At 53.6% G+C, this 24920-nt stretch carries 26 protein-coding genes and 1 pseudogene; 7 read left to right on the top strand and 20 right to left on the bottom strand.

The genetic code is table 11. The annotated features are described in order from the left end of the window. Window positions 1–6: 6 nt before the first annotated feature. Window positions 7–1443 (bottom strand): DDE-type integrase/transposase/recombinase, encoded by a 1437-nt coding sequence (locus ACTVIM_RS03395; protein WP_445612449.1) that lies wholly within the window; start codon window positions 1441–1443, stop codon window positions 7–9. A 168-nt stretch (window positions 1444–1611) separates the two neighbouring features. Here ACTVIM_RS03395 and ACTVIM_RS03390 point away from each other — a divergent pair, with 168 nt between their 5' ends. Continuing rightward, window positions 1612–2205: an SCO family protein gene (locus tag ACTVIM_RS03390; RefSeq protein ID WP_445613634.1), complete on the top strand. Its 594-nt coding sequence runs from the start codon at window positions 1612–1614 to the stop codon at window positions 2203–2205. 65 nt (window positions 2206–2270) lie between these two features. Here the strand turns inward: ACTVIM_RS03390 and ACTVIM_RS03385 are convergent, their stop codons facing one another. Then, window positions 2271–2576 (bottom strand): AzlD domain-containing protein, encoded by a 306-nt coding sequence (locus ACTVIM_RS03385; RefSeq protein ID WP_033019651.1) that lies wholly within the window; start codon window positions 2574–2576, stop codon window positions 2271–2273. After that, window positions 2569–3285: an AzlC family ABC transporter permease gene (locus ACTVIM_RS03380; protein ID WP_445613633.1), complete on the bottom strand. Its 717-nt coding sequence runs from the start codon at window positions 3283–3285 to the stop codon at window positions 2569–2571. The genes ACTVIM_RS03385 and ACTVIM_RS03380 overlap by 8 nt, the downstream gene beginning before the upstream one ends. Before the next feature lie 476 nt (window positions 3286–3761). On the opposite strand from ACTVIM_RS03380, the gene dat reads away from it, so the two are divergent. Then, complete coding sequence (gene dat, locus ACTVIM_RS03375) at window positions 3762–4625, top strand: D-amino-acid transaminase (protein ID WP_033019648.1); 864 nt, start codon at window positions 3762–3764, stop codon at window positions 4623–4625. Window positions 4626–4685: 60 nt separating this feature from the next. Here the strand turns inward: dat and ACTVIM_RS03370 are convergent, their stop codons facing one another. From ACTVIM_RS03370 to ACTVIM_RS03350, 5 genes are all read right to left on the bottom strand, one after another. Next, the gene (locus ACTVIM_RS03370; protein ID WP_033019745.1) at window positions 4686–5483 is read right to left on the bottom strand and encodes an ABC transporter ATP-binding protein; all 798 of its coding nucleotides are present in this window, start codon (window positions 5481–5483) and stop codon (window positions 4686–4688) included. Next, complete coding sequence (locus ACTVIM_RS03365; RefSeq protein ID WP_445614296.1) at window positions 5449–6441, bottom strand: ABC transporter permease; 993 nt, start codon at window positions 6439–6441, stop codon at window positions 5449–5451. The genes ACTVIM_RS03370 and ACTVIM_RS03365 overlap by 35 nt, the downstream gene beginning before the upstream one ends. 69 nt (window positions 6442–6510) lie before the next feature. Further along, complete coding sequence (locus ACTVIM_RS03360; RefSeq protein ID WP_445613631.1) at window positions 6511–7521, bottom strand: ABC transporter substrate-binding protein; 1011 nt, start codon at window positions 7519–7521, stop codon at window positions 6511–6513. A 172-nt stretch (window positions 7522–7693) separates the two neighbouring features. Next, a complete protein-coding gene (locus ACTVIM_RS03355; RefSeq protein ID WP_445613630.1) occupies window positions 7694–9238 on the bottom strand; it encodes a fatty acid--CoA ligase family protein in 1545 nt (514 codons plus the stop codon). Window positions 9239–9596: 358 nt separating this feature from the next. After that, window positions 9597–10331: an MBL fold metallo-hydrolase gene (locus ACTVIM_RS03350; RefSeq protein ID WP_033019644.1), complete on the bottom strand. Its 735-nt coding sequence runs from the start codon at window positions 10329–10331 to the stop codon at window positions 9597–9599. A 149-nt stretch (window positions 10332–10480) separates the two neighbouring features. Here ACTVIM_RS03350 and yhfH point away from each other — a divergent pair, with 149 nt between their 5' ends. Beyond that, on the top strand, window positions 10481–10618 hold the full coding sequence (gene yhfH / locus ACTVIM_RS03345; RefSeq protein WP_082799297.1) for a protein YhfH: 138 nt from the start codon (window positions 10481–10483) through the stop codon (window positions 10616–10618). A 421-nt stretch (window positions 10619–11039) separates the two neighbouring features. Here yhfH and ACTVIM_RS03340 read toward each other — a convergent pair whose 3' ends face one another. The 9 genes and pseudogenes from ACTVIM_RS03340 to ACTVIM_RS03300 form a co-directional block, all read right to left on the bottom strand. After that, complete coding sequence (locus tag ACTVIM_RS03340) at window positions 11040–13421, bottom strand: YhgE/Pip family protein (RefSeq protein ID WP_445613628.1); 2382 nt, start codon at window positions 13419–13421, stop codon at window positions 11040–11042. Window positions 13422–13495: 74 nt separating this feature from the next. Next, entirely contained in the window at window positions 13496–14068 is a 573-nt protein-coding gene (locus ACTVIM_RS03335) for a TetR/AcrR family transcriptional regulator (RefSeq protein WP_144973035.1), read from the bottom strand. A 288-nt stretch (window positions 14069–14356) separates the two neighbouring features. Further along, complete coding sequence (locus ACTVIM_RS03330; protein WP_445613627.1) at window positions 14357–14479, bottom strand: hypothetical protein; 123 nt, start codon at window positions 14477–14479, stop codon at window positions 14357–14359. Window positions 14480–14607: 128 nt separating this feature from the next. Continuing rightward, on the bottom strand, window positions 14608–16050 hold the full coding sequence (gene hemY / locus ACTVIM_RS03325) for a protoporphyrinogen oxidase (RefSeq protein ID WP_445613626.1): 1443 nt from the start codon (window positions 16048–16050) through the stop codon (window positions 14608–14610). Continuing rightward, a complete protein-coding gene (hemH, locus tag ACTVIM_RS03320) occupies window positions 16043–16993 on the bottom strand; it encodes a ferrochelatase (protein ID WP_445613625.1) in 951 nt (316 codons plus the stop codon). The genes hemY and hemH overlap by 8 nt, the downstream gene beginning before the upstream one ends. 15 nt (window positions 16994–17008) lie before the next feature. After that, window positions 17009–18046, bottom strand: a complete 1038-nt coding sequence (gene hemE / locus ACTVIM_RS03315) for a uroporphyrinogen decarboxylase (RefSeq protein ID WP_445613624.1) — start codon at window positions 18044–18046, stop codon at window positions 17009–17011. Between the two features lie 204 nt (window positions 18047–18250). Then, window positions 18251–18788: pseudogene (locus ACTVIM_RS03310) on the bottom strand (hypothetical protein). A 313-nt stretch (window positions 18789–19101) separates the two neighbouring features. Then, window positions 19102–20301, bottom strand: a complete 1200-nt coding sequence (locus ACTVIM_RS03305) for an ABC transporter permease (protein WP_445613623.1) — start codon at window positions 20299–20301, stop codon at window positions 19102–19104. Then, window positions 20298–21035, bottom strand: a complete 738-nt coding sequence (locus ACTVIM_RS03300; protein ID WP_445613622.1) for an ABC transporter ATP-binding protein — start codon at window positions 21033–21035, stop codon at window positions 20298–20300. Before ACTVIM_RS03300 ends, ACTVIM_RS03305 begins: the two co-directional genes overlap by 4 nt. A 459-nt stretch (window positions 21036–21494) precedes the next feature. On the opposite strand from ACTVIM_RS03300, the gene ACTVIM_RS03295 reads away from it, so the two are divergent. Further along, complete coding sequence (locus tag ACTVIM_RS03295; RefSeq protein ID WP_033019631.1) at window positions 21495–21917, top strand: HIT family protein; 423 nt, start codon at window positions 21495–21497, stop codon at window positions 21915–21917. A gap of 57 nt (window positions 21918–21974) precedes the next feature. Here ACTVIM_RS03295 and ACTVIM_RS03290 read toward each other — a convergent pair whose 3' ends face one another. Then, the gene (locus ACTVIM_RS03290; protein ID WP_445614295.1) at window positions 21975–22817 is read right to left on the bottom strand and encodes a peptidylprolyl isomerase; all 843 of its coding nucleotides are present in this window, start codon (window positions 22815–22817) and stop codon (window positions 21975–21977) included. A 230-nt stretch (window positions 22818–23047) separates the two neighbouring features. On the opposite strand from ACTVIM_RS03290, the gene ACTVIM_RS03285 reads away from it, so the two are divergent. Continuing rightward, window positions 23048–23143, top strand: a complete 96-nt coding sequence (locus ACTVIM_RS03285) for a YjcZ family sporulation protein (RefSeq protein WP_081897173.1) — start codon at window positions 23048–23050, stop codon at window positions 23141–23143. A gap of 80 nt (window positions 23144–23223) precedes the next feature. On the opposite strand, the gene ACTVIM_RS03280 is transcribed toward ACTVIM_RS03285, so the two are convergent. Beyond that, complete coding sequence (locus ACTVIM_RS03280) at window positions 23224–23409, bottom strand: hypothetical protein (RefSeq protein ID WP_033019628.1); 186 nt, start codon at window positions 23407–23409, stop codon at window positions 23224–23226. Window positions 23410–23593: 184 nt separating this feature from the next. On the opposite strand from ACTVIM_RS03280, the gene ACTVIM_RS03275 reads away from it, so the two are divergent. After that, window positions 23594–23935 (top strand): YhaI family protein, encoded by a 342-nt coding sequence (locus tag ACTVIM_RS03275; protein ID WP_033019625.1) that lies wholly within the window; start codon window positions 23594–23596, stop codon window positions 23933–23935. Here ACTVIM_RS03275 and ACTVIM_RS03270 read toward each other — a convergent pair. Further along, complete coding sequence (locus ACTVIM_RS03270) at window positions 23928–24533, bottom strand: HTH-type transcriptional regulator Hpr (protein ID WP_445613621.1); 606 nt, start codon at window positions 24531–24533, stop codon at window positions 23928–23930. The genes ACTVIM_RS03275 and ACTVIM_RS03270 overlap by 8 nt on opposite strands. A gap of 155 nt (window positions 24534–24688) precedes the next feature. Here ACTVIM_RS03270 and ACTVIM_RS03265 point away from each other — a divergent pair, with 155 nt between their 5' ends. Continuing rightward, on the top strand, window positions 24689–24877 hold the full coding sequence (locus ACTVIM_RS03265) for a hypothetical protein (RefSeq protein WP_445613620.1): 189 nt from the start codon (window positions 24689–24691) through the stop codon (window positions 24875–24877). Window positions 24878–24920 lie beyond the last annotated feature (43 nt).

Raw genomic sequence — 24920 nt, 5'->3', positions numbered from 1 at the left:
AAAAAGTTAGGCTGCCTCGTTTTGAAGGAAGTCCTGAGCCATGGCGATCAGCTTCGTCCACCGGGCCGGCATATGCGGCAGCTCGGCGAGCTCCGGGATGACGACCGGCACCCGGCCTTCGAGCGCGCTATGCGGGCGCAGAAAGTTAAAATACGCCACAAACAGCGTCACAAAGGACACCGAGCCTTCCTCGGCGCCAAACCCATGGGTCGGGCGGTAGTTGCCTTTAAAGGTCCGGTTGAATCGCTCGATGATCTGCTTGAGAGGGCGAAATTCTTCCGAGACCGGATCTTCGTTGGTCAGGCCGATTACCTGGCGGACGTCAAACGAAATCCCGTGCTGGGCAAAGAAGTGTTGCGCCAACAGGTAAATCGGGTTGCCATCCACGACGAACGACAAGTCGTCTGGAAGGGACGGCAGCTTCCTGAGGACATCATTGATCGCCTTGATGGCCGAGAGCGTGTCCCGGTTGGGCGAGACGCGATAGGACAGCACGATCTTTTTCACCGCGTCGAACATAAAGAATAGGTAATGCCAACGGCCCTTCACACGAATATATGTCTCGTCCCCACAGAACGAACCGGACAGCTCATACGGAAATCGGTCGACAAAGGGCTTGATCCAAAGCGCGACGCTGTTGGCGTAGTTGAGCACCGTCTGATGAGAGATCGAGACGCCATGGATGTCCTTCAGGGCGGCGGCGGTTTCCCTCGAGGACATCCCAAAGTTGACGTAGTACGTCAACACGAGCCCCAACACGTGCGGCGACGCAGCCAGCCGGGACAAATCGACCTTCGGCTTGATGAGCGACGAGGAAGCCAACGGGAGAAAGTCAAACAAGAACTCCCGAAACAAATACCGCACCTTGAAGGCTTGAGGATTCTGTTGAAACTGTTGGCGCTCTTTCTTCGTCATCCGGCGAAGGTTGGCCTGGTAAAACGGGCAATCGTTGTTCTTGCACTTATAGATGTTGTATTCCTTGCGCTCCTTGATTTTTTCCAACGTCTTTTTGCAGTGCGGACAACGAAAGACCGCTTGCTTGGTGAACCGATTTCGGTGGTTGAACCGGCATTGGCACACTTTGCATTGGTATTGCCCTTTTCCGCCGTTATTGGCGTACAGGTAAGAAGAGGGAGCCTGGCAGCGAGGGCAGGTCAACGAATCCGGCACACGGTGTTTCGCATTCGCGCGGCGCTGGATGGGCCGTAAAGGACGTCTGTGCTGGGCTTCATAGTCTGCCAACAGCTTCCGGTAATCAAGGGTTTCCGGCACATCGATGATCGGAAGGTCATCGACCTGAAGTTTCCGGTACGGCTTTTGGATGGGTTCGTCCCAGTCCTCGAGATGCAAGGATTTCCCCAATATCACACCCATTAAATACACAATGATTTGATATTGGGTCTTGATAATTTCGAGCAAATAGGCTAATAATTGAGGTAACAAAGCTTGTCACTCCTTTGTTTTGGCTGTTGGGTGTCGTTACCTCAATGATGGCCGAAAACAATGGGGGTGGCAAGCTTTTTTTCGTTCAACCGTTGAAACTCAAGGGAAAACCGTGAGTGTGGAGGATAAACTTTTGACAATACCATCGATCATGAAGGGAGGATCGTCATGAAAAAACTATATATCATTGCCGCCAGCCTCTTGCTTATTGGCATCGGTGTTGGCATTATCTATTTCACTGTCTACCAACCTGCTTCCATACGCCTGCCGAAGAACGTGACGATGGAAACGGCGTGGGGAGCCCCTTATTCCTTTGACGACTTGCCGCCCAAAGTTCGACTCATCGAATTCATCTATACGAACTGCCCGGATATTTGCCCGAATACGACGATGCAAATGGCCAAACTGCGCGACCGGCTGCAAAAAGCCGGAGTGTTCGGGCGCGATGTGGAATTCGTCACGATCACTATCGACCCGGCGCGCGACACGAAAGAAAAACTGCAAGCATATGCAAATGCATTTGGCGTAACTGGCGATGGGCAAGGATGGGTGTTTTTGCGCGGCAGCGAAGCGGCGACAAAAGCGACGGCGGACGCTTTCCACTTCCAATACCGTGACCCGGGAAACGGCATGATGGTGCATACGTCGCTCGCTTACTTGCTCAATCGCGACGGACGGGTCATCGAACAGATCGACATGGGGGGAGCGTCACGATTTCGTGTTGATGATGTGTACGAAACGATTATGGATGAATTGTCATAACGATTTTGTACAGGTATAAAAAAAGAGGGCATTGTCTGCCCTTTTTTCATTGAACGCCGAACCTTTCACATCAACATCGAATAGCAACTAAGCACGACAACCGCCGCAAGCACGACAACAATAACATTCGCACCGAGCCAAGCGGCCGTCACCGCCGCCGCAAAACCGATCACCCCAAAAAGAACGTCGTCTTGAATGAAAAAAATATCAGGGATAATCAGCGCGCCAAGTGCAGCATACGGCACATTTTTCAGCACCCCTTGCCAAAACGGTGGCAGCTCGACGCGCCCAAACAGCACGAACGGCAACATGCGCGGCAAATACGTGACGATCCCCATGCCGAGAATCATCCAAACGATCGCGTTATTCATCCTCATTCTCCCCCTTCTTCGCCAGCCACTCGACGACGACTGCGGAAAGAAGCGTCGCCAGCACGATCGACCAGCCTTTAGACAGGTGAAAGACAAGCGTGCCGAGCGAGTTGAACACGGCCGCTAACCCTGCCAGCCATACCGTTTTCCGCTCCTTTTTCAGCGCTGGGACGAGCAAGCCGATAAACATGGCGTACAAAGCGACCGACATGCTCTCTTGTAAGCTTTCCGGCAAACTCGCCCCGACAGCATAACCGATGCCGGAGTTGACGACCCAGCTGCCGTACGCCATCATGATCAACCCAAACATATACGAAGCGCTGACCGTCCCCTCTTTCATGGCCGCAACGGAAAACGTTTCATCGGTGATGCCAAACGCATACAGCGCCTTTTTCCAAAGCGCATCCGCTTCCGCTTTTTCGTTGAGCGAAGCGGACATTAAAAAATGGCGAATGTTTAAAACAAATGTCGTTAAAATGATTTCAAATATGCCGGTACCGACGGAAAGCAAGCTGAGGGCAATATATTGCGAGGCGCCGGCAAAAACGACGACGCTCATCAGCACCGTTTCTGCGAGCGTCAGCCCGGTCGTCTTAGCGAGCAGGCCAAATGTCAGCGCGATCGGCATATAGCCGATGGCGATCGCCACCCCCGCCTGCACCCCTTGGCGAAACGGCGCCATTTTCCCAGCCGTCCATGTCGTTTCCATCCATCCATTCCCCCGTTTCGCTAGTTTCATATGTTTATTGTCTAAAAATCGCTGTCATTTCGCAACCCGAACATAGGTCAATTCTTTTATCCTCTTAACTAGAAAGCCGGTGAAAAGCCGCTGTCACACCCCGATCGGCGGCATTTTCATTCAAAAAAGAAAGCGGATTCTATCAAGTTTCTCTAATTGAGAAATTGATGGGATCCGTAACATTTTACACTAAATCACCAGCCTCCTAGAAAGCCGGTGAAAGCCGCTGTCGCACACCAATCGATGGCATTTTCATTCAGAAGAAAAAGCTGGTTCTGCAATGTTTTTCTAATTGAGAAATGAGTGGAATCAGTCGTTTTTGCACTAAATCACCAGCCTCCTAGGAAACTCCCGCTTTGGCACAAAGCGGGAGTAGGGGAGAAAATCCATCTATGATATAATCGAATTGGTTCATTATGTGCGCAATTGAAAAGGAGTGGGCTATTGTGTCAGTAAAACCGTACGTATTGACCGAACGCGGCGTTCTCCGCTATGAGCAGGTGACGTATCCGATGGAAGAGCGCGGCTTGCAGTTCGGCGACGGCGTCTACGAAGTCGTGCGCCTATACAATGGAACGTACATCTGGTTAGAAGAACATCTCGATCGTCTGTATCGTTCGGCGGCCGCTATTCGCCTGTCCGTCCCGTTCGCTCCCGAAGAGCTGGCCGCGCGGCTCGAGGAGCTCCGCCGCTTGAACGATGTGCACGAAGATGCCATTTTATATTTGCAAGTGACGCGCGGAAGCTTTCCCCGCGCCCATGCTTTTCCGGCGGAAAACCGTCCGAACTTGTATGCCTACATCGAGCCGATGGCGCGGAAAAGAAACGAAATGACGCGTGGCGTGCGCGTCATTGTGACCAAGGATGTCCGCTGGGAGTATTGCTATATTAAAAGCTTGAACTTGTTGCCAAACGTGCTGGCCAAGCAAGAAGCGGTCGAGCGCGGGGCATTCGAAGCGATTCTCCACCGCGATGGCATCGTCACGGAAGGAAGTTCGTCGAACATTTTTCTCGTCAAAGCTGGGACGGTATATACCCATCCTGCCACCGAGCGGATTTTAAACGGCATCGTCCGCACGAAAGTGAAGCAGTTTTGCGGAGAGCTTGGCATCCCGTTCATGGAAGAAGCGTTTTCGGTCCACGACCTCGCCCAAGCCGATGAGCTGTTTTTAACGAGCACCACCTCATCCATTATTCCGATTATCCAAGTGGACGACACCACGATCGGCAGCGGCCAGCCGGGAGCCGTCACCCAATCGTTGCAAGCCGCCTACCAAACGGCAACGCAGCCGGCCGCGCGCAACGCCTGATGGGCCCACCAATGAAAAGCGAGGTGTCCCGCTCCTCTCGTTCGGGGCACCTCGCCTCGTCTATTGGCTGAGGACCGCGCGATCGCTCGCAAATTGACTGCCGCGAATGCGTTGAAATTCAGCAAGCAGCCGTTCGACGGTCAGCTCCTCCTTTTCCTTTCCTTCGGCGGCAAAGATGATTTGTCCGCCGTCCATCATAATGAGTCGGTTGCCAAGGCGAATCGCCTGCTCCATGTTATGCGTCACCATCAGCGTCGTCAAACGGTGTTTGGCAACGATTTCCTTCGTCAATTCAGTGACGAGCTCAGCGCGCGCCGGGTCGAGGGCAGCCGTATGTTCATCAAGAAGAAGCACATCGGGCTTGGTAAACGTCGCCATCAATAACGAGAGCGCCTGCCGCTCGCCGCCGGAAAGCAGTCCTACTTTCGCTGTCAGCCGGTCCTCTAGCCCTAAATGAAGCGTTCGCAACGTCTCGCGAAACCACTCGCGTTTTTGCTTCGTCACCCCGAACCGGAGCGTGCGCCGCTTCGTCCGGTTGTAAGCGAGGGCAAGATTTTCCTCAATCGTCATATGCGGGGCGGTGCCGGCCATCGGGTCTTGGAAAACGCGGCCGATATAACGGGCGCGCGCATGTTCCTTAAGCGATGTCACATTGCGGCCGTTGATCCACACTTCCCCCGTGTCGGGAGACAGCCGTCCGGAAATGATGTTCATCAGCGTCGATTTCCCGGCGCCGTTGCTGCCGATGACCGTGACGAAATCGCCGGGGGAAAGCGTCAAGTCGATGCCGCCTAAAGCGATTTTTTCATCGGCCGTTCCTTCGTTAAACACTTTTGTAATTCGTTTCAGCTCCAGCAACAGCCTCCCCCCTCTCCAGCTGCTCGGCTTTTCGTCTTTTTCTCCGCTTTTCTTTTTGGGCCGCCCAGAGGTTGGGCACGATGAGGGCCGCCATGACAATGAGAGCGGTAATCAGCTTCACATCGCTCGTCTCCAAAAACTCGACCCGCAAAGCGAGCGCCAAAATCAGGCGATAGACGATGGCCCCGCCGATCACTGCCCACGTCGCCCGAACAACGGAGTGAGCGCCAAACAGCGCCTCGCCGATAATGACGGAAGCTAACCCGATGACAATCATGCCAATTCCCATGCCGATGTCGCTAAATCCTCCGTACTGGGCGACGAGCGCCCCGGAAAAAGCGACAAGCGCATTCGACAGCCCAAGCCCGAAGATGATGAGGCCGTCCGTATTGGCGGAAAAGCTCGCCACCATCGGCTGATTGTCCCCCGTGGCCCGCATGGCAATGCCCAACTCCGTTTTCAACAGCCAGTCCACCATTCCTTTTACCACGACCGCCACCGCCGCCATCGCCACGAGCACCGCCCACGTTCGCGGCGCGAATCCTGTGAAGGAAACGGCTCGGTTGAGCACATCATCCCATCCGGCCTGCTGCCAAGCGGCTGTAATTTGCTTGATGACCGTCTCCTCTTGAAGGAGCGGAATATTTGATTTTCCCATGATGCGCAAATTGATCGAATACAACGCGATCATCATTAAAATACCTGACAAGAGCGGATTGATCTTCCCTTTTGTATGCAAAAGTCCTGTCACGACTCCGGCGGCAAATCCGGCCAATAGCGCCGCGGCCGAAGCGGCAAACGGATTCGCTCCGTTGACGATCATCACGGCGGCGACCGATGCGCCGGTGACAAAGCTGCCGTCAACCGTCAAATCGGGAAAGTCCAACACGCGAAACGACAAATAGACGCCAAGCGCCATCACAGCGTAAATCAAGCCGGCCTCCACCGAACTGAACATGGCCGTCCACACACCATTCACCCGCCTTTTGACGGCAATCCCCCTTCGTCGAAGGGGGAAGCCGCTCGTTTATTCAATGTATTCCGCGATCGAATCCCATTCCGGATTGAGTTTAATCCCCATTTCTTGGGCCGCTTTTTTGTTGATGACTAGCTTCAGCTTTTTCGGATACTGCACTGGAAGCTCGGACGGCTTTTTGCCGTCTTGCAAAATTTGCGCCGCCATTTCCCCGGCTTCATATCCGATGTCGTAATAGTCAAAGCCATAGGCGGCAAACCCACCGCGTTTGACAGAATCAAGCTCGCCGACGAACAGCGGGATGTCGTGTTCATTAGCGACTTGAATGACCGATTCGAGCGCCGACACAACCGTGTTATCCGTAATGATGTAAAAACAGTCGACCTTGCCGACCAGCGATTCAGCCGCCTGCTTCACTTCCGCGGACGTGGATACCGATGCGGGCACGATCTGCAAATCCGTCCCTTCCATCGCTTTTTTAACTTGCTCGACTTGGGCGACCGAATTTTGTTCGCCGGCGTTGTACACCATGCCGACGCGATGGCCTTGCACATACTTGTCAATAAACTGCACCGTTTTCGGAATCGCGTCAGGGTGGGTATCCGTCGTTCCTGTGACATTACCGCCCGGCTGTTCCATCGATTGCACGAGCTGGGCGCCAACCGGATCGGTGACCGATGTAAAGACGATGGGAATGTCTTTCGTCGCATTGAGCGCAGCCTGCGCGCTTGGGGTTGAGTTGGCAAAGATCAAGTCCACGCCATCGGAGACAAAATTGTTGGCGATCGTTTGGTTGGTGCTTTGATCGCCTTGGGCGATTTGCACGTCATACTCAACGGACAGCCCTTTGTCTTTTAACGCTTGCTGGAATCCTTTGCGCGCCGCATCGAGCGACGGATGCTCCACGATTTGCGTCACGCCGATTTTGTACGTTTTTTCCTTCTGTCCTTCGCCTCCCCCGTTTCCTTGGCCGCTCCCTGTTTCCTTTGCTCTGCCGCAGCCGCCGAGCAGGAACAAGCCGGCCGCACAGACGATGGCGAACCGCCGAATACGCTTGCCCATATGATCTATCCCCCTATGTAAAATAATTCGAAACTATCTTATGTTTAAAATTATAAAAAATAATAAAATTATTTTCAATATACTATTGTCAGAAAAGAAAAAAGAGAGGCCCAGACGCGCGAGCCCCTTCTTTGCCGCGCCACGGACCTCCCGGCGCTTTTCGTGCCAGCCGTCAAGCGCGAGAAGCGACGAATTGCTCTTTCAATACCCTGCGCAAAATTTTTCCGGTTGTGTTTTTCGGCAGTTCATCCAAAAACTCAATGGCGGTCGGCACCTTATATTTCGCCAGCCGTTCGCGACAATAGGCGATCAATCGCTCGGCGGTCAACTCCGGATTTTTCGTCACTACAAACGCCCTTACCGCCTCGCCGTAATCCGGGTCGGGAACGCCGATCACCGCCGCTTCGACCACATCCGGATGGCTGTACAGCACTTCCTCGACCTCACGCGGGTACACGTTATAGCCGCCGACAATGATCATCTCTTTTTTCCGGTCTACGATGTAAAAGTAGCCATCCTCGTCCATGCGCGCCAAATCACCGGTGTGCAACCAACCGTCGCGCAAGGCGATGGCCGTTTCCTCCGGCATTTTATAATACCCCTTCATGACGTTCGGTCCGCGGACGACAAGTTCGCCCACTTCGCCGACCGGCACTTCCTCACCGTATTCGTTCACCACTTTGTTGATCACGTTCTTAATGTTCGTTCCGATCGACCCCGGTTTGCGCGGCCGGTCGAGCGGGTTAAAGCAAGTGACCGGCGACGCTTCGGACAGCCCATACCCTTCGGAAATGATCACATTGAATTTTTCTTCGAAGTTTTTCAGCAACGCAACCGGCATGGAAGCGCCTCCTGAAATGCAAAGACGAAGCGTCCGCAGATCGTCGGCACTCCCCTCCTCATACTGGTAAAGGAAGTTATACATCGTCGGCACGCCGGCGAAAATCGTCGCCCGCTCTTCGCGAGCAAGCGCAAACAATTGCGCCGGGCTGAACTTCGGCATGATGAGCACCGTTCCCCCGTTCATCAGCGGAGCATTGAGAGCGACGGTCAGACAAAACACATGGAACATCGGCAAAGCGGCAATGACGCGATCGTGCTCATTGATGCCTAAATAATCGGCTATATCTTGGGCGTTGCTGTATAAGTTTTTATGGGTGAGCATCGCCCCTTTCGGTTTTCCTGTCGTTCCCGACGTATACAAAATGACGGCTACTTCGTCATCGGCAAGCTCAGGGCCGGTGAATTCCGGGCTGCCGGCAGCCAATACGGCAGCAAACGTTTTCATCTCTTCGGTCAACGGGACTGCTTTTTCCTTTCCTTGCGGCGTTTCACAAACGATCGCATGGGAAAGCAGCGGCAGCCGCCGCTTTGCCTCGGCGAACAGCGGCGCGAGCAAATCAAGACCGATGACGGCTTTTACATCGCCGTTTTGCAAAATATAGCCGATTTCCTCCGGCGTGTAAATTGGGTTAATCGGGATGACGGTCGCGCCGAGTCGCAGCGCCCCGTACAAGCCGATGACAAACTGCGGCGAGTTGCCAAGCAGCAGGGCAATGTGATCGCCGCGGCGGATGCCAAGCTGTGCCAACCCATCGGCGAATTGTGAAACAGCGGCGTTAAGCTGTCGATAGGTACAGCGCTCCCCTAAAAACACATACGCTTCTTTGTCCGGCAATTGCTTTGCGATTTGCGCCAATCGTGCAGGTAAGTTCATGCGAAGCTCCTCCCCCAAAATGAATGAATGACCATTCATTTTATAAGTAAAAAAATTCGAACTATACCTATTATAAAAAAAAGAGCAGCAAAGGACAAGAGAAAGCGTTTCCTTTGCTGCTTCTCTAAAAGGCCGGTGATTGAAGGGAGCAAGCCGCTTATCAAACCTGTTTCTCAAATAGATAAACCTTGTCGCATCAGGAGCGCCTTGCAAACGTTCCCCCATGGCTCAAGAGAACCAACCGTTTTCACCAGTCTCCCTCTATAAATATTGATGTATCAAGGCTTTGCGGCCTCTCAGGGGTGTCAAAAAAATATTTTTCGACAAAATTCATTACATCCTCCTAAAACCGGCTCGGCTACGGCGCCCATACGAGCCCGGTGCGAGCTAGGCGAATGACGCCACCAAATAAGCGGGCAGCTTCCTCGACAAGCTGCTCATGACGGCCAACGTGCGGCAAATGCGTCAGCCACAATTCGCCGACTTCTGCCCCTTTGGCGATAGCCGCCGCCTCCTCGCTCGTCATGTGCCCGGCCGCCGCCGCATGTTGCCCAGCGTAAAAGTTGCATTCGCTGATCAGTAAATCGGCGCCTTGCGCAAACGGCACAAACTCCGGCAAATAGCTGGAATCGGCGGTATACACAACGTCCTTGCCGCCGGCGCTAATCCGCATCGCGTAGCACGGCACCGGATGGGCGGTTTTGAGAAACGACAGCGCAAACGGCCCCACCGTTACCGTTTCTTGCGGATCATACGCCACGCCTTCGGTGATGCCGCTGTGGGTCAAGCGGGCAAACGCCTCCTCGTCTTCCGCATGGCCATAGATCGGCAACACGGGCAAATCGGCGCCCAAATTTCGATGGATGAGGCGCGCGTATTGAAGCGGTCCAATATCGGCCACATGATCATAATGATAATGGGAAAGGACAACCGCGTCCAACTGCCGGACATCGACCTCGTTTTGCAGTTTGGCAAGCGCTCCGCTTCCGCAGTCAACAAGAAGGTGAAACCCATCATGTTCGAATAAATACGCTGATGTCGCTTCATTGGCAGCGGGAAATCCTCCCCAATAACCGATGACCGTCACTTTCATCGCCGTTCTCTCCTTTCTTTCGTTTTATTTCCATCATACACAACGAAGCCTATTTTTTCATCTTTCACATTTTGTTTTAAAACACCTATTGACATTTTGGATTGTGTTATAATACAATAAAACCAACAAGACAACGGAGGGGATCGGAAATGTTGGCTAAAGTGTTGGAATTTTTCAGAAACTTACCGCCGAAAAAATGTCTGCACTGCGGAAAAGAGATGGATGAGCAACATGAATGCTACGGCAACACGTGCTCGGACTGCCTTGGTGCCGCTTACCGCCAATAGGTGAGCGGACGCATCCCTTGCGTCACACATTGTGCCGGCTGCCCCGCCGGCAAACGGCTGTTCCCCGATACAGCCTGTCTTTTGCACACGCCTCCATCATAGAGGCGTCTTTTTTTTTTGCATGATATCCCCCGACATGATGAGCATAAAAATCTCCTGCATCCGATAAAGAAGGGGTTGCTCCAAAAGGTGGTTTGCCTTCAAGATCGGCACAACCGATCGTGTCGTAGAAGCCGTCAACACGCAACGAAAGAGGGGATCCTGATCCTTGTGGGATCCCCCTTCTTCACTTAGCAAATTTCGCTCGTGACCGAACAATGAATACGGTCAGTTCAATAGGGAAAAAGGACAGCATTTAAAAACAAATGAGAAAAACGAACTTTCCTCATCCTGCTGGAGCGAATCAAAGCAAAGATCACACTCAGCCTTGCATGGCAGGCTCCTCTGCAGCCGTTCGATAACGACGCCGGTACAAAAAGTGAAAATAAAGCAACGTTCCAGCCGCAAAAATCACCGCCACCATTCCTAACTTCGTCGCTTCTTCCCACATCACCGCAAAATCGCCACTTGAAATGACCGCTCTTAGCCCGCGAATCGCATGAGTCATCGGCAACCACGGGTGAAGGGCCTGCAGCTGATCCGGAACAAGCTCAATCGGATACGTTCCAGCGCTTCCGATCAGCTGGGCGATCAGCAGCAAAATAGCGAGAAAACGGCCGGGATTATCAAACAAGGTCACAAGAAATTGAATAATCATCATAAACGTCAGGCTGATGATCCACGTAAACAACAAAAAGCGCCCAACGCTTTGCACGTGCAAATCGAGTCCATACAGCAGCCATGCGTCGGCCAAAAGCGTTTGCACGGCCGTCGCCACCGCCAATATCCCCCATTTGCCGAAAAACCACGCCGCCCCGGACGTTGGGCGATCCACCGGCTCACGCAGCGGAAAGACAATCGTCAGCAGCAACGCGCCGACAAACAGCCCTAATGACAAGAAGTAGGGCGCAAATCCCGTTCCGTAATTAGGAACATGATGGAGCGGCTGCTTTTTCTTTTGCACAGGATCGGCGATCATATCATACACGCGGTCGTTCGCTTGAACGTGGGCAGCTTGTTTCGCCCCGTCTTTCAGTCGATCCTCCATTTCTGCCGCGCCTTTGGTCAGTGAAGCCAATCCCGTCGATAGCGACCGGCTGCCGTCGGAAAGCTGCTCCATTCCGTGCTGAAGCGAGCCTACCCCTTGAGCCAGCCCCTTTGCGCCAGCGGTCAGCTGTTCGGCGCCGGATGCCAATTGATGTGTGCCGGACACCAATCGATCAGCTCCGGAAGCCAGCGTCTCGACTCCTTGCGCCAATCGGCCGCTGCCGGAAGCTAGTGCCTCGGCGCCGCGTTCAGCGCGGTGAAGCTGCTGCGCCAGCTTCGCCGCCCCTGCCGCCAGCCGCTGATGGGCATCGGATAATTCGGCCGCGCCAACCGCCAGCTGCCGCTGACCGTCTGTCACCTTCTTCACCGCTTCTTGCACGGTTTGTTGCCCATCGGCAAGTGAATCCGCCCCATCGGCAAGACGAGCGGCACCATTTTGCAGCGGCCCGGCCGTTTCCGCCAGTTTTCCGACGCCTGCCGCCACCGCTTTACTTCCCTCAACAAGCGGCTGCAACTGTTGAACTAGCGTTTGCAACATCGCTTTTTGGCTCGGATCGCTCGCTTGTTCGGACAGCGCCTGCAGCGCCGCCGCGTATTGCCGCAGCCCTTCGCTGACCTGACCGGCGCCGGCGGCCGCTTCTCCCGCTTTCTGTTTCCACTGCGTCATCCCTTGCGACAGCTGTTCGGCGCCGTCGCGAACGCGCACGGCCCCGTCCGTGAGCGCCGGCAAACGAGATTGCAATGTTTGCAGCCCGCTTAATGATTCATTCAACCCGCCGGCTAAACGTGCGGCACCCGCTTGCGCTTGCCGCTCCCCATCGGTTAGGCGGTCAGCTCCGGCCGCCAATTGCCCAAGGCCGGATTTGAGAGCGGACGCTCCGTCCTTCACTTGCGAAGCACCGGCACTAGCCGACTGAAGCCCTTGGTCAAACATGATCGATTTTTGAGCCAACTCGGTTAAATGGCCGGATATTTTTCCGGCTCCTTCTGTCAGCTTTTGCGCGCCAGCCGCTAACTGGCCGCTCCCCTGCTCAGCGGCTCCCATCCCTTTTGCCAGCTGCCGACTCCCTTGTTCTGCTGATTGCAAACCTTCATGCAGCCGCTCAGCGCCATCCGCCGCTTCTTTCAAACCTTTTCCCGCTTCTTTCATTTTCGTCAACATGGCTTCGGCATACGCTTTAGTGACATTTTTGCCGATCTCCTCTTTGATAGCTGAAACGGCAGAATCGCCGATTTTTCCGACGAGATAGTTCGCCCCTTCATTGACGATATAGTTGAGGCGAAGCGGTTCAGGTGCCGCGTCTTGCACCGTTGTGGCACGCTCGGAAAAATCCGATGGAATGACGATCGCCATATAATAGTCGCCGTTTTGCAAACCGTTTAATGCTCTGTCGCGATTGACAAAATGCCAAGAAAATGAATCGGTTTTTTTCAACCGCTTCACCACATCGTCACCGAGATGAAGAGAATGGCCCTCGAGGTTCGCTCCCCGATCTTCATTGACGACCGCCACGGGCAAGCGGTCCAAATGACCATACGGGTCCCAAAACGCCCATAAAAACGACCCGCTGTAAAGAAGGGGGATAAATAAAACAGCAGCAATGGGAATCAGCACTTTAGGACGAAACAAAATCGCCCGCCATTCGTTGGCGAACATAGGAAAAATCCCTCCTTTGTACAAATGACCAATTTGTCCATTTAGTCAAACACAAGAAAAAAAGAATGGATCATCTATTTTGATAATCCTTGCAAAAAATACAGTGTGAACAATTCGGCGATTTGTTCTTTGCTCAGCGGCTCATGCTCCTTTTCCCAATCGACGATCAAGGCGATGTAAGTTTTCAGCATCACAAACGCCGTAATTTCCGAATCACAAGGGCGGATTTCGCCTTTTTCCACCGCCGCCTCGATTTTACATCGAATGAATCGGACCATCTCGCGATCAAACTTCGCCAATACTTCCTGCACCGCCGCCGTGCCGATGCTGCGCACTTCTTGAAGCAGCTTGGCGGTCAGCTGATGGCGTTGGCGAAATTCCAAAATGCGATACAAAGCGCGGGGAACATTTTCGGAAAACGGCAACGACGGATCCATCGCCTGCTCGGCTTCGGTTTTAATTTGAGCGATTAAGGAAGAAATAATTTCATCAAGAAGCTCCTCTTTGCTTTTAAAAAACGTATAAATCGTTCCTTTGCCGACGTTGGCGAGCCTAGCGATTTGTTCCATCGTCGTCGCTTTATAGCCAAAAGCGGAAAATGATTGGGCCGCTGCAGAAATGATTTGTCGTCTCCGGTCGCTTGCCATGAGCCTCATCCTTCAATATGACTAAATGAACAATTCGGTCAATCCGTATCCTTATGTTATCATAGCTAGCGTTTCCTGTAAAGGGGGAACGGAGAGACAACGAGGGTGTCCCAAAAGGATCGAGACACCCTCTTTCGTTGTTCTACATACGTGCTGACGCTTCTGCCGCACGATCAGACAGCCTTTTGGGTCAGCCCCTCTCATCGCTATATAAGCACCAAGCGCTTCTCAGCCACACTGTATGACGATCGTGAAAATACCTAAATTGGAAAATGGACCGAGGGATTTTCATCCTTCCAAATGTGACGAATTTTTTCCGTCATGCGAGTCGATCTTCAAGAGCGCCTTTTCGATCAGCCCCGTTCCCGCTGCGAAGAAGCCGCCGAACGGCGCGGCTTCATCGGCTGACAAGAAGATCGTCCCCTCTCGCCTGCACACCGCTGAACGCTCCTTCTCTCCGGGGTCCAGAGGGCGAAGGCTTCTCGGTTCAAAGTGAGAAAACAGCGCCCCTCCCTAAACCGTTCGGCCCCGGCCCTCGATTACTCAGCGCATTTGCTCCCCGCTTCCATCATTTGAACGGACCGCTGTTTTTCCCAATACTCAAGCACATCGCGGACGGCCTTCTCCGCTTGGTCAATGCAATCGGGCAGCCCGAGCCCCTCATAGGAACTGCCTGCTAAAAACACCCCCGGCAACGCGGCGGCCATCTGCGCTTTAATGTCCGCCAACCGCTCGCGATGGCCGACCGTATACTGCGGCATCGCCCGCTTCCACCGCGAAATGACGGCAAACTGCGGCGGGCCGTCGATGTTCATCACTTTGTTTAAATCATCGAGCACAACGCGAACGATTTCATCATCGGGCTGATCGACGATCTCTTCGTCGCCCGGCCGTCCGACATAGCCGCGCAAAAGCGCCTGGCCGGGGGGCGCGGTATGCGGCCATTTTTTATGCGTCCACGTGCATGCGGTCAGCGTGTAATCGCTGCGGCGCGAAACGACAAACCCGGTGCCGTCAATGTCCCGACGAATCGCTTTTTCCGGAAAGGCGAGCGCGACCGTTGCCACCGATGTGAGCGGCACTGACCGGAACGGGGCAAAAAACGGGTAGTCGGCGAACAGATCCGGCACGGTGTGATGCGGGGTAGTGATGATGACGCTGCCCGCCTCCCACGTTTCGCCCGTGCTCAACCGCAGCCGGTACATCGAGCCGAGGCGGGTGATCCGCTCAACGCGCACCCCTTTGATGACACTGCCCGGCTCGAGCCGTTTTTCCACTTCTTCAACGAGCGATTGCAAGCCCGTTTTTAACGTCTGAAACGCCCCTTTTCGCTCTCTCTGCTCCTTCGGCGTCGTCCGTCTCGCTCCGCGAACGAGGCTCCCGTATTTTTGTTCAAGTTGGAAAAATTGCGGGAATGTCGCCATTAAGCTCATGTTGTCGATGTCGCCGGCATAAATCCCCGATAACAGCGGCTCGATCAAATGGTCGACCACTTCGTCGCCTAAACGGCGGCGGAAAAAGCGGCCGAGCGGCATATCGCCCTCGGTTTTCACCGGCGGCAGCACGAAATCAAGTGCCGCTCGCAGCTTGCCGAACGGAGAAAACAAGCCGGTCGTCAAAAACGGGGCGAGGCGCGTCGGAATGCCCATCACCGCCCCACCTGGGATCGGATACAGTTTGTCATTGACCAAAATATACGACGTTCCCGTCGCATTATGAACGATCTCGCGCTCAAGCCCGACCTCTTGCACTAAGCGGAACGCGCTTGTTTTCCGCGCCAAAAACGAATCCGGCCCGCGCTCGATGACAAAGCCATCGCGAATGACCGTCTGCACTTTTCCGCCGAGCCGGTGCGTCGCTTCGACGAGCTTGCACGTCAACGGGAGACGTTGGTTTTTGATCGCTTTTTGCAAGTAGTAGGCCGCGGCCAGGCCGGTAATGCCGCCGCCGACAATGACCACCGTCCGTTGCCCATCACTCATCGCGATCGCCTTCTTTGGCCAGCCGATTGAGCACGACCGTCGCCAACGCGTCGATAAATAGCGGATCGGTATTCGGCATTTTCGGACGATAATAGCGGGCCCCGATTTCCTCGGTCACCTGTTTGCATTCAATGTCATTATCGTACAATACTTCCAAGTGGTCGGAAACAAAGCCGACCGGTGCATAGACGAATGAAGTATAACCGTAAGTTTGATGAAGCTCGCGCGTCAAATCCTGCACATCCGGACCGAGCCAAGGTTCCGGCGTTTGTCCGGCGCTTTGCCAGCCGACGGCGTAATGGGCGACTCCGGCTTGCTCGGCGATGCGTTTGGCCGTGTCTTCAAGCTGCGCAGGATACGGATCGCCGGCTTGAATGATTTTTTCCGGCAAGCTATGGGCGGATACGATCAGTACAGCCCGCTCGCGCTCATGCTCCGGCATGGCCGCAAAAATCGCCTTCACTTGCTCGGCCCAATATTGCAAAAACTTCGGTTCGTCATACCATTGATCAATCGTATAAATCGTCGGCCCGCCCAGCTGCTCGGCTGTTTGTTTCGCCCGCTCGTTGTACGAGCGAACGCTAAAGGTTGAATAATGGGGGGCTAAGACGATGCCGACCGCTTCGCTGATGCCGTCCTCATGCATGCGCCTGACGGCATCCTCGATGAACGGTTCAATATGTTTGAGACCCAAATACACGCGAAACTCGACATCATCCTGCACCTCGTTCAGCCGCTCTTCCAGCCGTTTCGCTTGCGCCTCTGTAATGGCGGCGAGCGGCGACAGCCCGCCGATCGCCCGATAGCGCGCTTTTAAATCATCGATCTGTTCCTGAGGCGGCTTGCGCCCATGGCGAATGTGCGTATAATACCGTTCGATATCGCTTTCTTGATACGGCGTGCCGTACGCCATCACCAACAGTCCAACCGTTTTGTTTGCCATCGTATTGCACCTCTTTTAGTTCCGTGAAGTATAGTCATGGATAAAAGCGGTCAGCCGCTTCAATGTCGCCGGCTCAACATCTGGAAAAATGCCGTGTCCTAAGTTGAAGACATAGCCTGGCCGCTCCATTCCTTCGTCCAAAATGCGCTTCACCCGCTCTTCAATCACATCCCACGGCGCGAGCAGCACGGCCGGATCCAAATTGCCTTGAATCGCTTTCGTCACCCCTTGACGACGCGCGTCGCGAATCGACAGCCGCCAGTCAAGACCGATGACATCCAATGGCAAATCATTCCACTCGCGCACCAAATGGCTGGCGCCGACGCCAAACATGATGAGCGGCACCCCTTCTTCGCGCAAAGCGGCAAAAATGCGCGCCATCGCCGGTTTGATGAACGTGCGGTAGTCATCCGCATTGACCGCCCCGACCCAAGAGTCGAAAATTTGCACGGCGCTCGCCCCGGCTCGAATTTGCGCTTTCACATAGCGGATCGTCATCGCCGCGAGCTTGTCCATCAAGGCAAACCACGCGTTTGGTTCCGCGTACATAAACGCCTTCGTTTTATGGTAGTTTTTCGACGGGCCGCCTTCAATCATGTAGCTGGCGAGCGTAAACGGCGCGCCGGCAAAGCCGATCAGCGGCACATCGAGCTGTTCGTTGACAAGCAGCCGAATCGTTTCCAAGACGTATGGCACATCGCGCTCCGGGTCGATCTCTCCAAGCCGCTCCACATCATGAAGCGAGCGGATCGGGTTGGAAATGACGGGACCAACGCCGCCGCGAATTTCCACGTCCACACCGATGGCCGGCAGCGGTGTCATAATATCTTTATACAAAATAGCGGCATCGACGCCGTATTGCTCGACCGGCAGCCTAGTGACATAAGCACAAAGCTCCGGCTGGTGCGTAATCTCAAACAAGGAGTACTTTTCTTTCAGCGCCCGGTATTCCGGTTGCGATCGTCCAGCTTGCCGCATATACCAAACCGGCACATAGGCCGTTTTTTCGCCGCGGCAGGCGCGCAAAAATGTATCGTTCATTCGTCTCGTCATCTTCATCCGCCTTTCTTTCCCCCAGTCCAATCAGCCGTTCCTTATCGTTTTTGCTCATTCGCATTGCGTATCTCTTTTTCACTATACCGCTTTCGATGTCCAATGTATAGAGAAGGAAACGAACTGTCAAAAAATCGACCGATTTTTCAACCTGTGCCTATTATAACAAAAAGCTGTCCCGACAGCACGGGACAGCGTTTTTCATTAGATGAGAACCATGGCGACAACGGTCGTGATCGCCAAACCGATAGCAACCGGCAGCAAGTTGCGGCGCGCCAGCTCAAACGGATCGACGCCGCAAATCGCGGCGGCCGGAATGAGCGCCCACGGAACGAGCGTACCACCGCCAACCCAAATGGCCGCGACTTGGCCGAGCGCGGTTAATGTCGCCGCTCCGCCGCCAATCGCCACCGAAAACAAGTGCGCGATCGAGCCGGCGAGCGAGATGCCGGACAAACGGAGACACCATTACATCGTTGATGCCGGTCACGGCCAGCACTTTACTCATCGCCACAATAACGGAAATGACCAAAATCGTCGGCAGCAATTCCGTAATCGCGTAAATAAAACTGTTAAACACCCCGCTGACTGCCGCGCTCAGTGAATGGGTGGCGACCGCCGCCAACAGAAAAATGCCAGCGATGCAAACGAGCGTCGTATCTTTGCGGGCGACCATGAACCCAATAATGAGCAAAATAAACAGCAAGTAAATCCAGTGCAGCGCAACAAGCTCCGTCCCCATCAACCTTGATCCCCTTTCCTCCTTGCTTCCAGCCTAATGGGCTCATTCCCCATCCGGGCTGGTGTACTACAGCATATGAAGCGGGAATCAAGGTGTGAAAAGGGACCAAAAGGACGGATGGAAAAACAGACAGCTGTTCAGCAAAAGTTGTCCTTCATTTTTCGCCACATCGCTTACTCATGCAGCCGAGAAAAGACAGAAAACGAATCATGTTTTGCCTACACTTGTTGAGGGAAGTGTACCGGCTGTCAAGTACTAGTGATGAACCAAACAGCCAAGCCGACGCCAGCGCCAAAAACGCCAGCGGATGGCGTCAAGCCCGCTTAGGAGCCGCGTGCCGCCTCGCCGCCCACAACGCGATGATGGTTCCCACAAACCAAGTCGCCACCCAAAGCCTGCGCGGCGAAACGGCGGTGAGCACAAGGTGAAACACGATGTTTTGTCCCAACAGCAAAACGAACAACAACCGAACCGCCGCCGCGGCCGGCTGGGTCGATGGGACGGGGTAAAGCCGCGGCCATAGCGAATGGCGATGACGATAAAACAGCGCCGCCAATTGCAGCGCGGTCGCATAAAGAAACAAATACACGATGGCCGCTTGGGCGTATTCGTTTCCGATGAACGCAAGAAGGACGCCACCGATCACGGTTAGACGGATATACAAACCGGCATATCCACCAGCGCGGAAGAACGTGCGCACGTATAAGTGAAAAAAGACGTGCGCCCTCCCGTACGGAATGAGGCGAAGCGCCGGATCAAGCCAGCGCCGCCGCTTCGCTTCCTCCTGCCATCCGGGAACATCGACAAACATACTGGCCAAACGGTAAAATTTGTTTTTCACCCGCTGTTCATCACGAATGAGCCGCTCCCACTTCCACCCTTTTCCCTTCGTCAGCCGCCAGACGTAGACAGAAACGCCGGCGATACACAAAGCGACCGCCGCCAAAAACGGCCACGGCGCTGACGCCAGCACAAGACCGATCGCGGCCGCCGCCAAACTGAAGCGGACAAACGCACTCCAGCGCCCAAAAGACGGATCAGCGATTCGACTTCCTCTCCAGGCAGCCCACAAATTCCATAGTTTCAGCCCCGTGAGGATGAGCAAAAACATCGGCCAAGGCAGCGGCGAAAAACGGGCATGAAGAGGTCCAGCCAGCAACAACAGCAGACAGAGGCCGTAAACGTGCCAGACTAAAGAAAACCAAAACGCCCGTTGAATATACGGGCGCAGCTGCCGTTCCGCCGGAAGCAAAAACACAAGATCGGCCTCGCAAAACAGCGTGCGCACCGTTCCGGACGAAGCCGCCCATCCAAACACCACGGCGGCGATGAGCGGATACGGAAACGAGCGCGGAAGTCCCGCCGCCCAACGCTCATACCCCACGGCCAAGCCCGCCAAAACGATCAGCAAGCCAACGAGCAAATGGCTGTTCAACATGTACCGCCAATAGCGGCCCTTTTTTTGCCAATCGGCCCACAACCGCTGCCGCCAAAGCCGGCCGGCATCCATCATGGTTCATCATCCTTTGTCAATTCGAGATACAGTTCATCGAGCGTCGCCTCGTTCCGTCCGCATTGGCGGCGGATGTCGTCAAGCGTCCCTTTCGCCCGCACGCGGCCTTGATGCAAAATCACAAACGAATCACAATATCGCTCGGCGGTCGCCAAAATGTGTGTCGACAACAAAATGCCCGCTCCCTTCGCCTTTTCCCGCTTCATCCGTTCAAGCAGCGCGTGAATGGCAAGCGGGTCGAGGCCGAGAAACGGCTCGTCGATAATGTACAGCGGCGGCTCAAGCAAAAACGCGCAAACGATCATCACTTTTTGCTTCATTCCTTTGGAAAAGTGCGCCGGGAACGAGGAAAGCCGGCGCTCGAGCCGGAACTCGCGAAGCAAGGGCGGAAGGCGGCGCTCATACTCATCCTCGTTCAGCCCGTACGCCATCGCCGCGAGACGCAAATGCTCTTCAAGCGTCAACTCTTCATACAGCACCGGGGTTTCCGGAATAAACGCAAACTGTTTTCGATACGCTTCCGGTTCGGTTTCGAGCGTATAACCGTTGATGGAAATAGCGCCGCGGCGCGGATCGAGCAAACCGATCACATGTTTGATCGTCGTGCTTTTGCCGGCCCCATTCAGCCCGATTAAGGCCACCATTTCGCCGGGCTTGACGGCAAACGTCACGTCTTCCAATACGTTTTGCGCTGTATAGCCTCCGTATAAATGCTCCACTTGCAAAAGCGCCATCGTCTCTCCCTTTCTGCTGTGATCATGGCTTTTGTCCCCATTGTACCAAACAACCGCCTTGTTTACCAAAAAAACCCCCGCATACATCCCCAGCTTTCGGACATGATAAAAAACGAAGAGGGGATGAGGCGAAGCCAAACGCAGATGAACCGATCCATAAGAAATGGGGTGTTCGTCAAAGACACCGCAGTGAGCCGAAAACGATGGTGACCGTTTTGCAGCCATGACTGCCTGTTGCCAAATGCAAATGGCAGCGACCCTCTCAAAGGGGATGGTCACGTTGAACAAAGGAAAACGCTCACGCTGACACGACTTTCGCCGCAAATGGGGTGTTCATCAAACGCACATCGGACCGATTTCCCTCTCCCCTTTTCACCGCCGGGATGTAGCCGTTTTCACGGGATTACATCCCGGTTTTTTTTATGGTACAATGAGGGAAAAGGAAAGGGGGCCATTCCAGTGGACAATTGCATTTTTTGCCGCATTGTGAACGGCGAGCTGCCGGCGGCGAAAGTGTATGAAGATGAACACGTGCTCGCCTTTTTGGACATCAGCCAAGTGACGAAAGGGCATACGCTAGTCATTCCGAAAGTACATACGGAAAACGTATTTACGCTCACTTCGGACGTCGCTGGCCGTTTGTTCAGCGTCGTGCCGGCGATCGCCAACGCGCTCAAGCACGCATTTTCCCCCGTTGGGCTCAACGTGTTGAACAATAACGGCGAGCAAGCGGGCCAGACGGTGTTTCATTACCATCTCCATCTCATTCCGCGCTACGGCAAAGGCGACGGATTTGGGGCGGTTTGGAAATCGCACGCGAGCGATTACACCCCTGCCGATTTGCAGACGATCGCCGCCGCCATTCGTGAACAGCTCGGCTGATTTTTCTGCCGGCTGTGGCGCACAAAAAAAACGGAAGCAACACGCGGCTTCCGTTTTTTATTTCTTCCCTTGTTCGATCACGTCTTGCAAGTCTTTATCTTTAATCTCGACATCAGCCTCTTTTACCAACTCATCGACTTTCGACTGCATCGTCGACGGATCGAGCTTGCTTCGCTTCACTTCAAAGGCGATTTCGTCTTTCATCTCGGCAAATGATTTTTTCTTCTCTTTATCCGTCACTTTAATGATGTGATAGCCGTAATCCGTTTTGATGGGGTCGCTCACTTCGCCGACATCAAGCTTGTAGGCCGCTTCCTCGAATTCCTTCACCATTTTCCCCGGGCCAAACCAGCCTAAATCGCCGCCGTTCGACGCTGATCCCGGGTCTTGTGAGTATTCTTTCGCCAGTTTGGCAAAATCTTCGCCTTTGTCTAGTTTGGCTTTCACTTCTTTCGCCGTTTTTTCATCTTTCACTAAAATATGGCTGGCGCGGATTTTCGGCTTATAGTTGTTGTAATAGTCCTTCAACTCTTTCTCCGTCACTTTCACATCTGCCACAGCCGCTTTGGCCCGCAGCAAGTCAAGTTTGACCATCTCACGGATCACTTTTTCGCCGTTTTGCTGCACGGCTAGATCGTACTGTGTGCCATAAGCGTCTTTAATCCGCTCGATTTCCCGATCAATTTCCTCATCGGTTACTTTGTATTTTTTGCTCAACACTTTTTCGTCGATTAAATCGCGGAGGACGGATTTCCCAACGCGTTCTTTCATTTCATTGTAAAATTCGTCTTTCGTAATATTGCCGTTTTTCGTCTCCACGACCGCCTCAGAACCGCCGTTATTGCAGGCCGATAAAGCCATGACCGAAACGACGGCGGCCGCCATCATCCACTTTTTCATCCGCTTCACAACTCCCATTTCATTTTTCCGCCTTTCGCCTTTGCTGTTCGAGCCACGCAGCAGGCGAAACAGCTTGTTCGCTTTAGCCACGACAATTACTATACCATATTTCCAAAGAAAAAAAAACCTCTTTCCGGCTCCGTCATCCGCCCATAACATGCCCGTTTGCCATACATATGATGAGGGTGAAGCGCCGCGGCGGGCTCCCCCTGCCGAAAGGAGGTGTTACGATGAGCGCACCTGCACCTTACGCTGGAGGCTTTGCGTTAATTGTTGTGCTGTTTATTTTGCTCATTATCGTCGGCTGCGCCTGCGTCATCTACTAAGCAAAAAGAGGGTGCTCCCCCGCTCGGGCACCCTCTTTTGGCACGTTCCCCCCCTGTCAGTCGCAGAAGCAGCCGTTTGGTTATGTAAACAACACTTCCAAATATGAGGAAATCAGTAACATGGTGGTCAGCACATTGATCGTCCGAAACACGGCCGGCTGCTGCTCCTCGGGAATGTCGCGCTGCGCACACAGCAAATAGGTGAACCGGTTCACGAAAAACAAAACGATAACTGCAAGAGGGAGAAAATAATAATCAAGCGTCAAAGCGAGTCCCCCTTTCTTTTTCGCCAAACGCCGCCCATGGCTTTAACTTTACATCGTTCGCCGCCCGAAATCAATCGTTTTCTGCTTCGCGGGCAGACGGATTTTTTGGTTGGTCCGTGCGCGCAAATCCGGTAAAATAAAGATAAACAAGCGTACGTTGATGTCTGTCAAAGGAGCGCGATGTATGGAATCGTTGGAAAAGCGAGTGGCCAAGCTGGAGTTTCACCAGTCACTGTTGATGGAAATGGTCGACGAAGCGAAAAAACCGTTTTACGCCTTGGTCATCCGCGCCGACTTAACGAAAGAAGAGGTCGACGCGTTCTTGGCCTTTTGCCAAGAGCTCGCCGACCAATACGAACAGCAGAAAGCGGAAGGATTAACGATCTTCACTCCCTTGCTCGTCCAGTTCGCCGGGATGCTGCCTCCCAACCTCCCGCTCGAACAAACGGTTGACGCTCTGCTCACCCAGCAACTGTTTGTGCCGCTGATGACGGAGCTGAAAGCGCTCATTCGCGCCGTCAGTTAGCTTGGCCGGCCAGCTCCTTCTCGCGCTCTTCCGCCTTTGCCTTACGTTTGACGAGCCTGCCGTCCTGCTCCTCAAAATCTTCTTTAATGTTTTCGAACGTCCGCTCAAAAATTTCCATAAAGTCGTCGCCGTAAATGTGGCGGACGATGCACATTATTTCTAAAATTTCTGGAAACTTCCCGTACAATTCTCGCAGCGGCAGCGCTCCGTTAAAGACGGCATTTTTGCTCGGATCATACGTTTCCATCAATCTCATCAGCACTTCTTCACCCTTTTCCGTCAGCTCAACGTAGGTGTTGCGCTTGTCATCCTGTTTTTTCGAGAACGAAAGCAGCCCCTTCTCTTCCAGTTTTTTAGAAAAATTAAACGCGGTCGATACGTGCATCACGCCAAACTTGGCGATTTCGGAAATCGAAGCGCCCTTAAAGTGATAAGCGATCCACAAAATGTGATGCTCGTTGATGTTCAAATCAAACGGCTTAATCCACTGTTGCCAGTCTTTCTCAATCGACTTCCACAGCGCTTTGCTCAGCTGGGCGATCCGTTGGCTGAATAGCATCGCCTCTTTGACGGAATAATGCTGTTCTGTCCCTTTCATCGTTCCACCCACTCTTCCCTCACCATATTTTTTATTACCTATTATATCAATAAAACAAAAAGGAATAAAGACAAAAATATTTATTTTTATGACTTTTTTTGCATATTCATAGTAGTAAAGCTTGAGGCATTGGCCGCACACAGGAGGAGAAAGCAATGGCGTATATACAATGGCTACTTTTCGCAACGGGGTTCTTATTTTTCTGTCTCTTTATAAACACGTTTGTCTCGCTATGGAAAGCGCGGGCGTACCCGCCAAAAGCGCTGTTGAAAGAGCAGGCGATGCGCTATATTGGAATAGCGTGCGCTTGTCTGCTCATGGCTTGGCTGCTTCGCTATGTTTGAGCTTCGTTCTCACCGTCTTCCATCGCCGTTTGTTCAGCAGGTT

Source organism: Geobacillus sp. YF-1 (assembly GCF_052692335.1).
The sequence above is the reverse complement of the archived record's forward strand: the minus strand, read 5'-3'. Positions and strand labels throughout refer to the sequence as shown.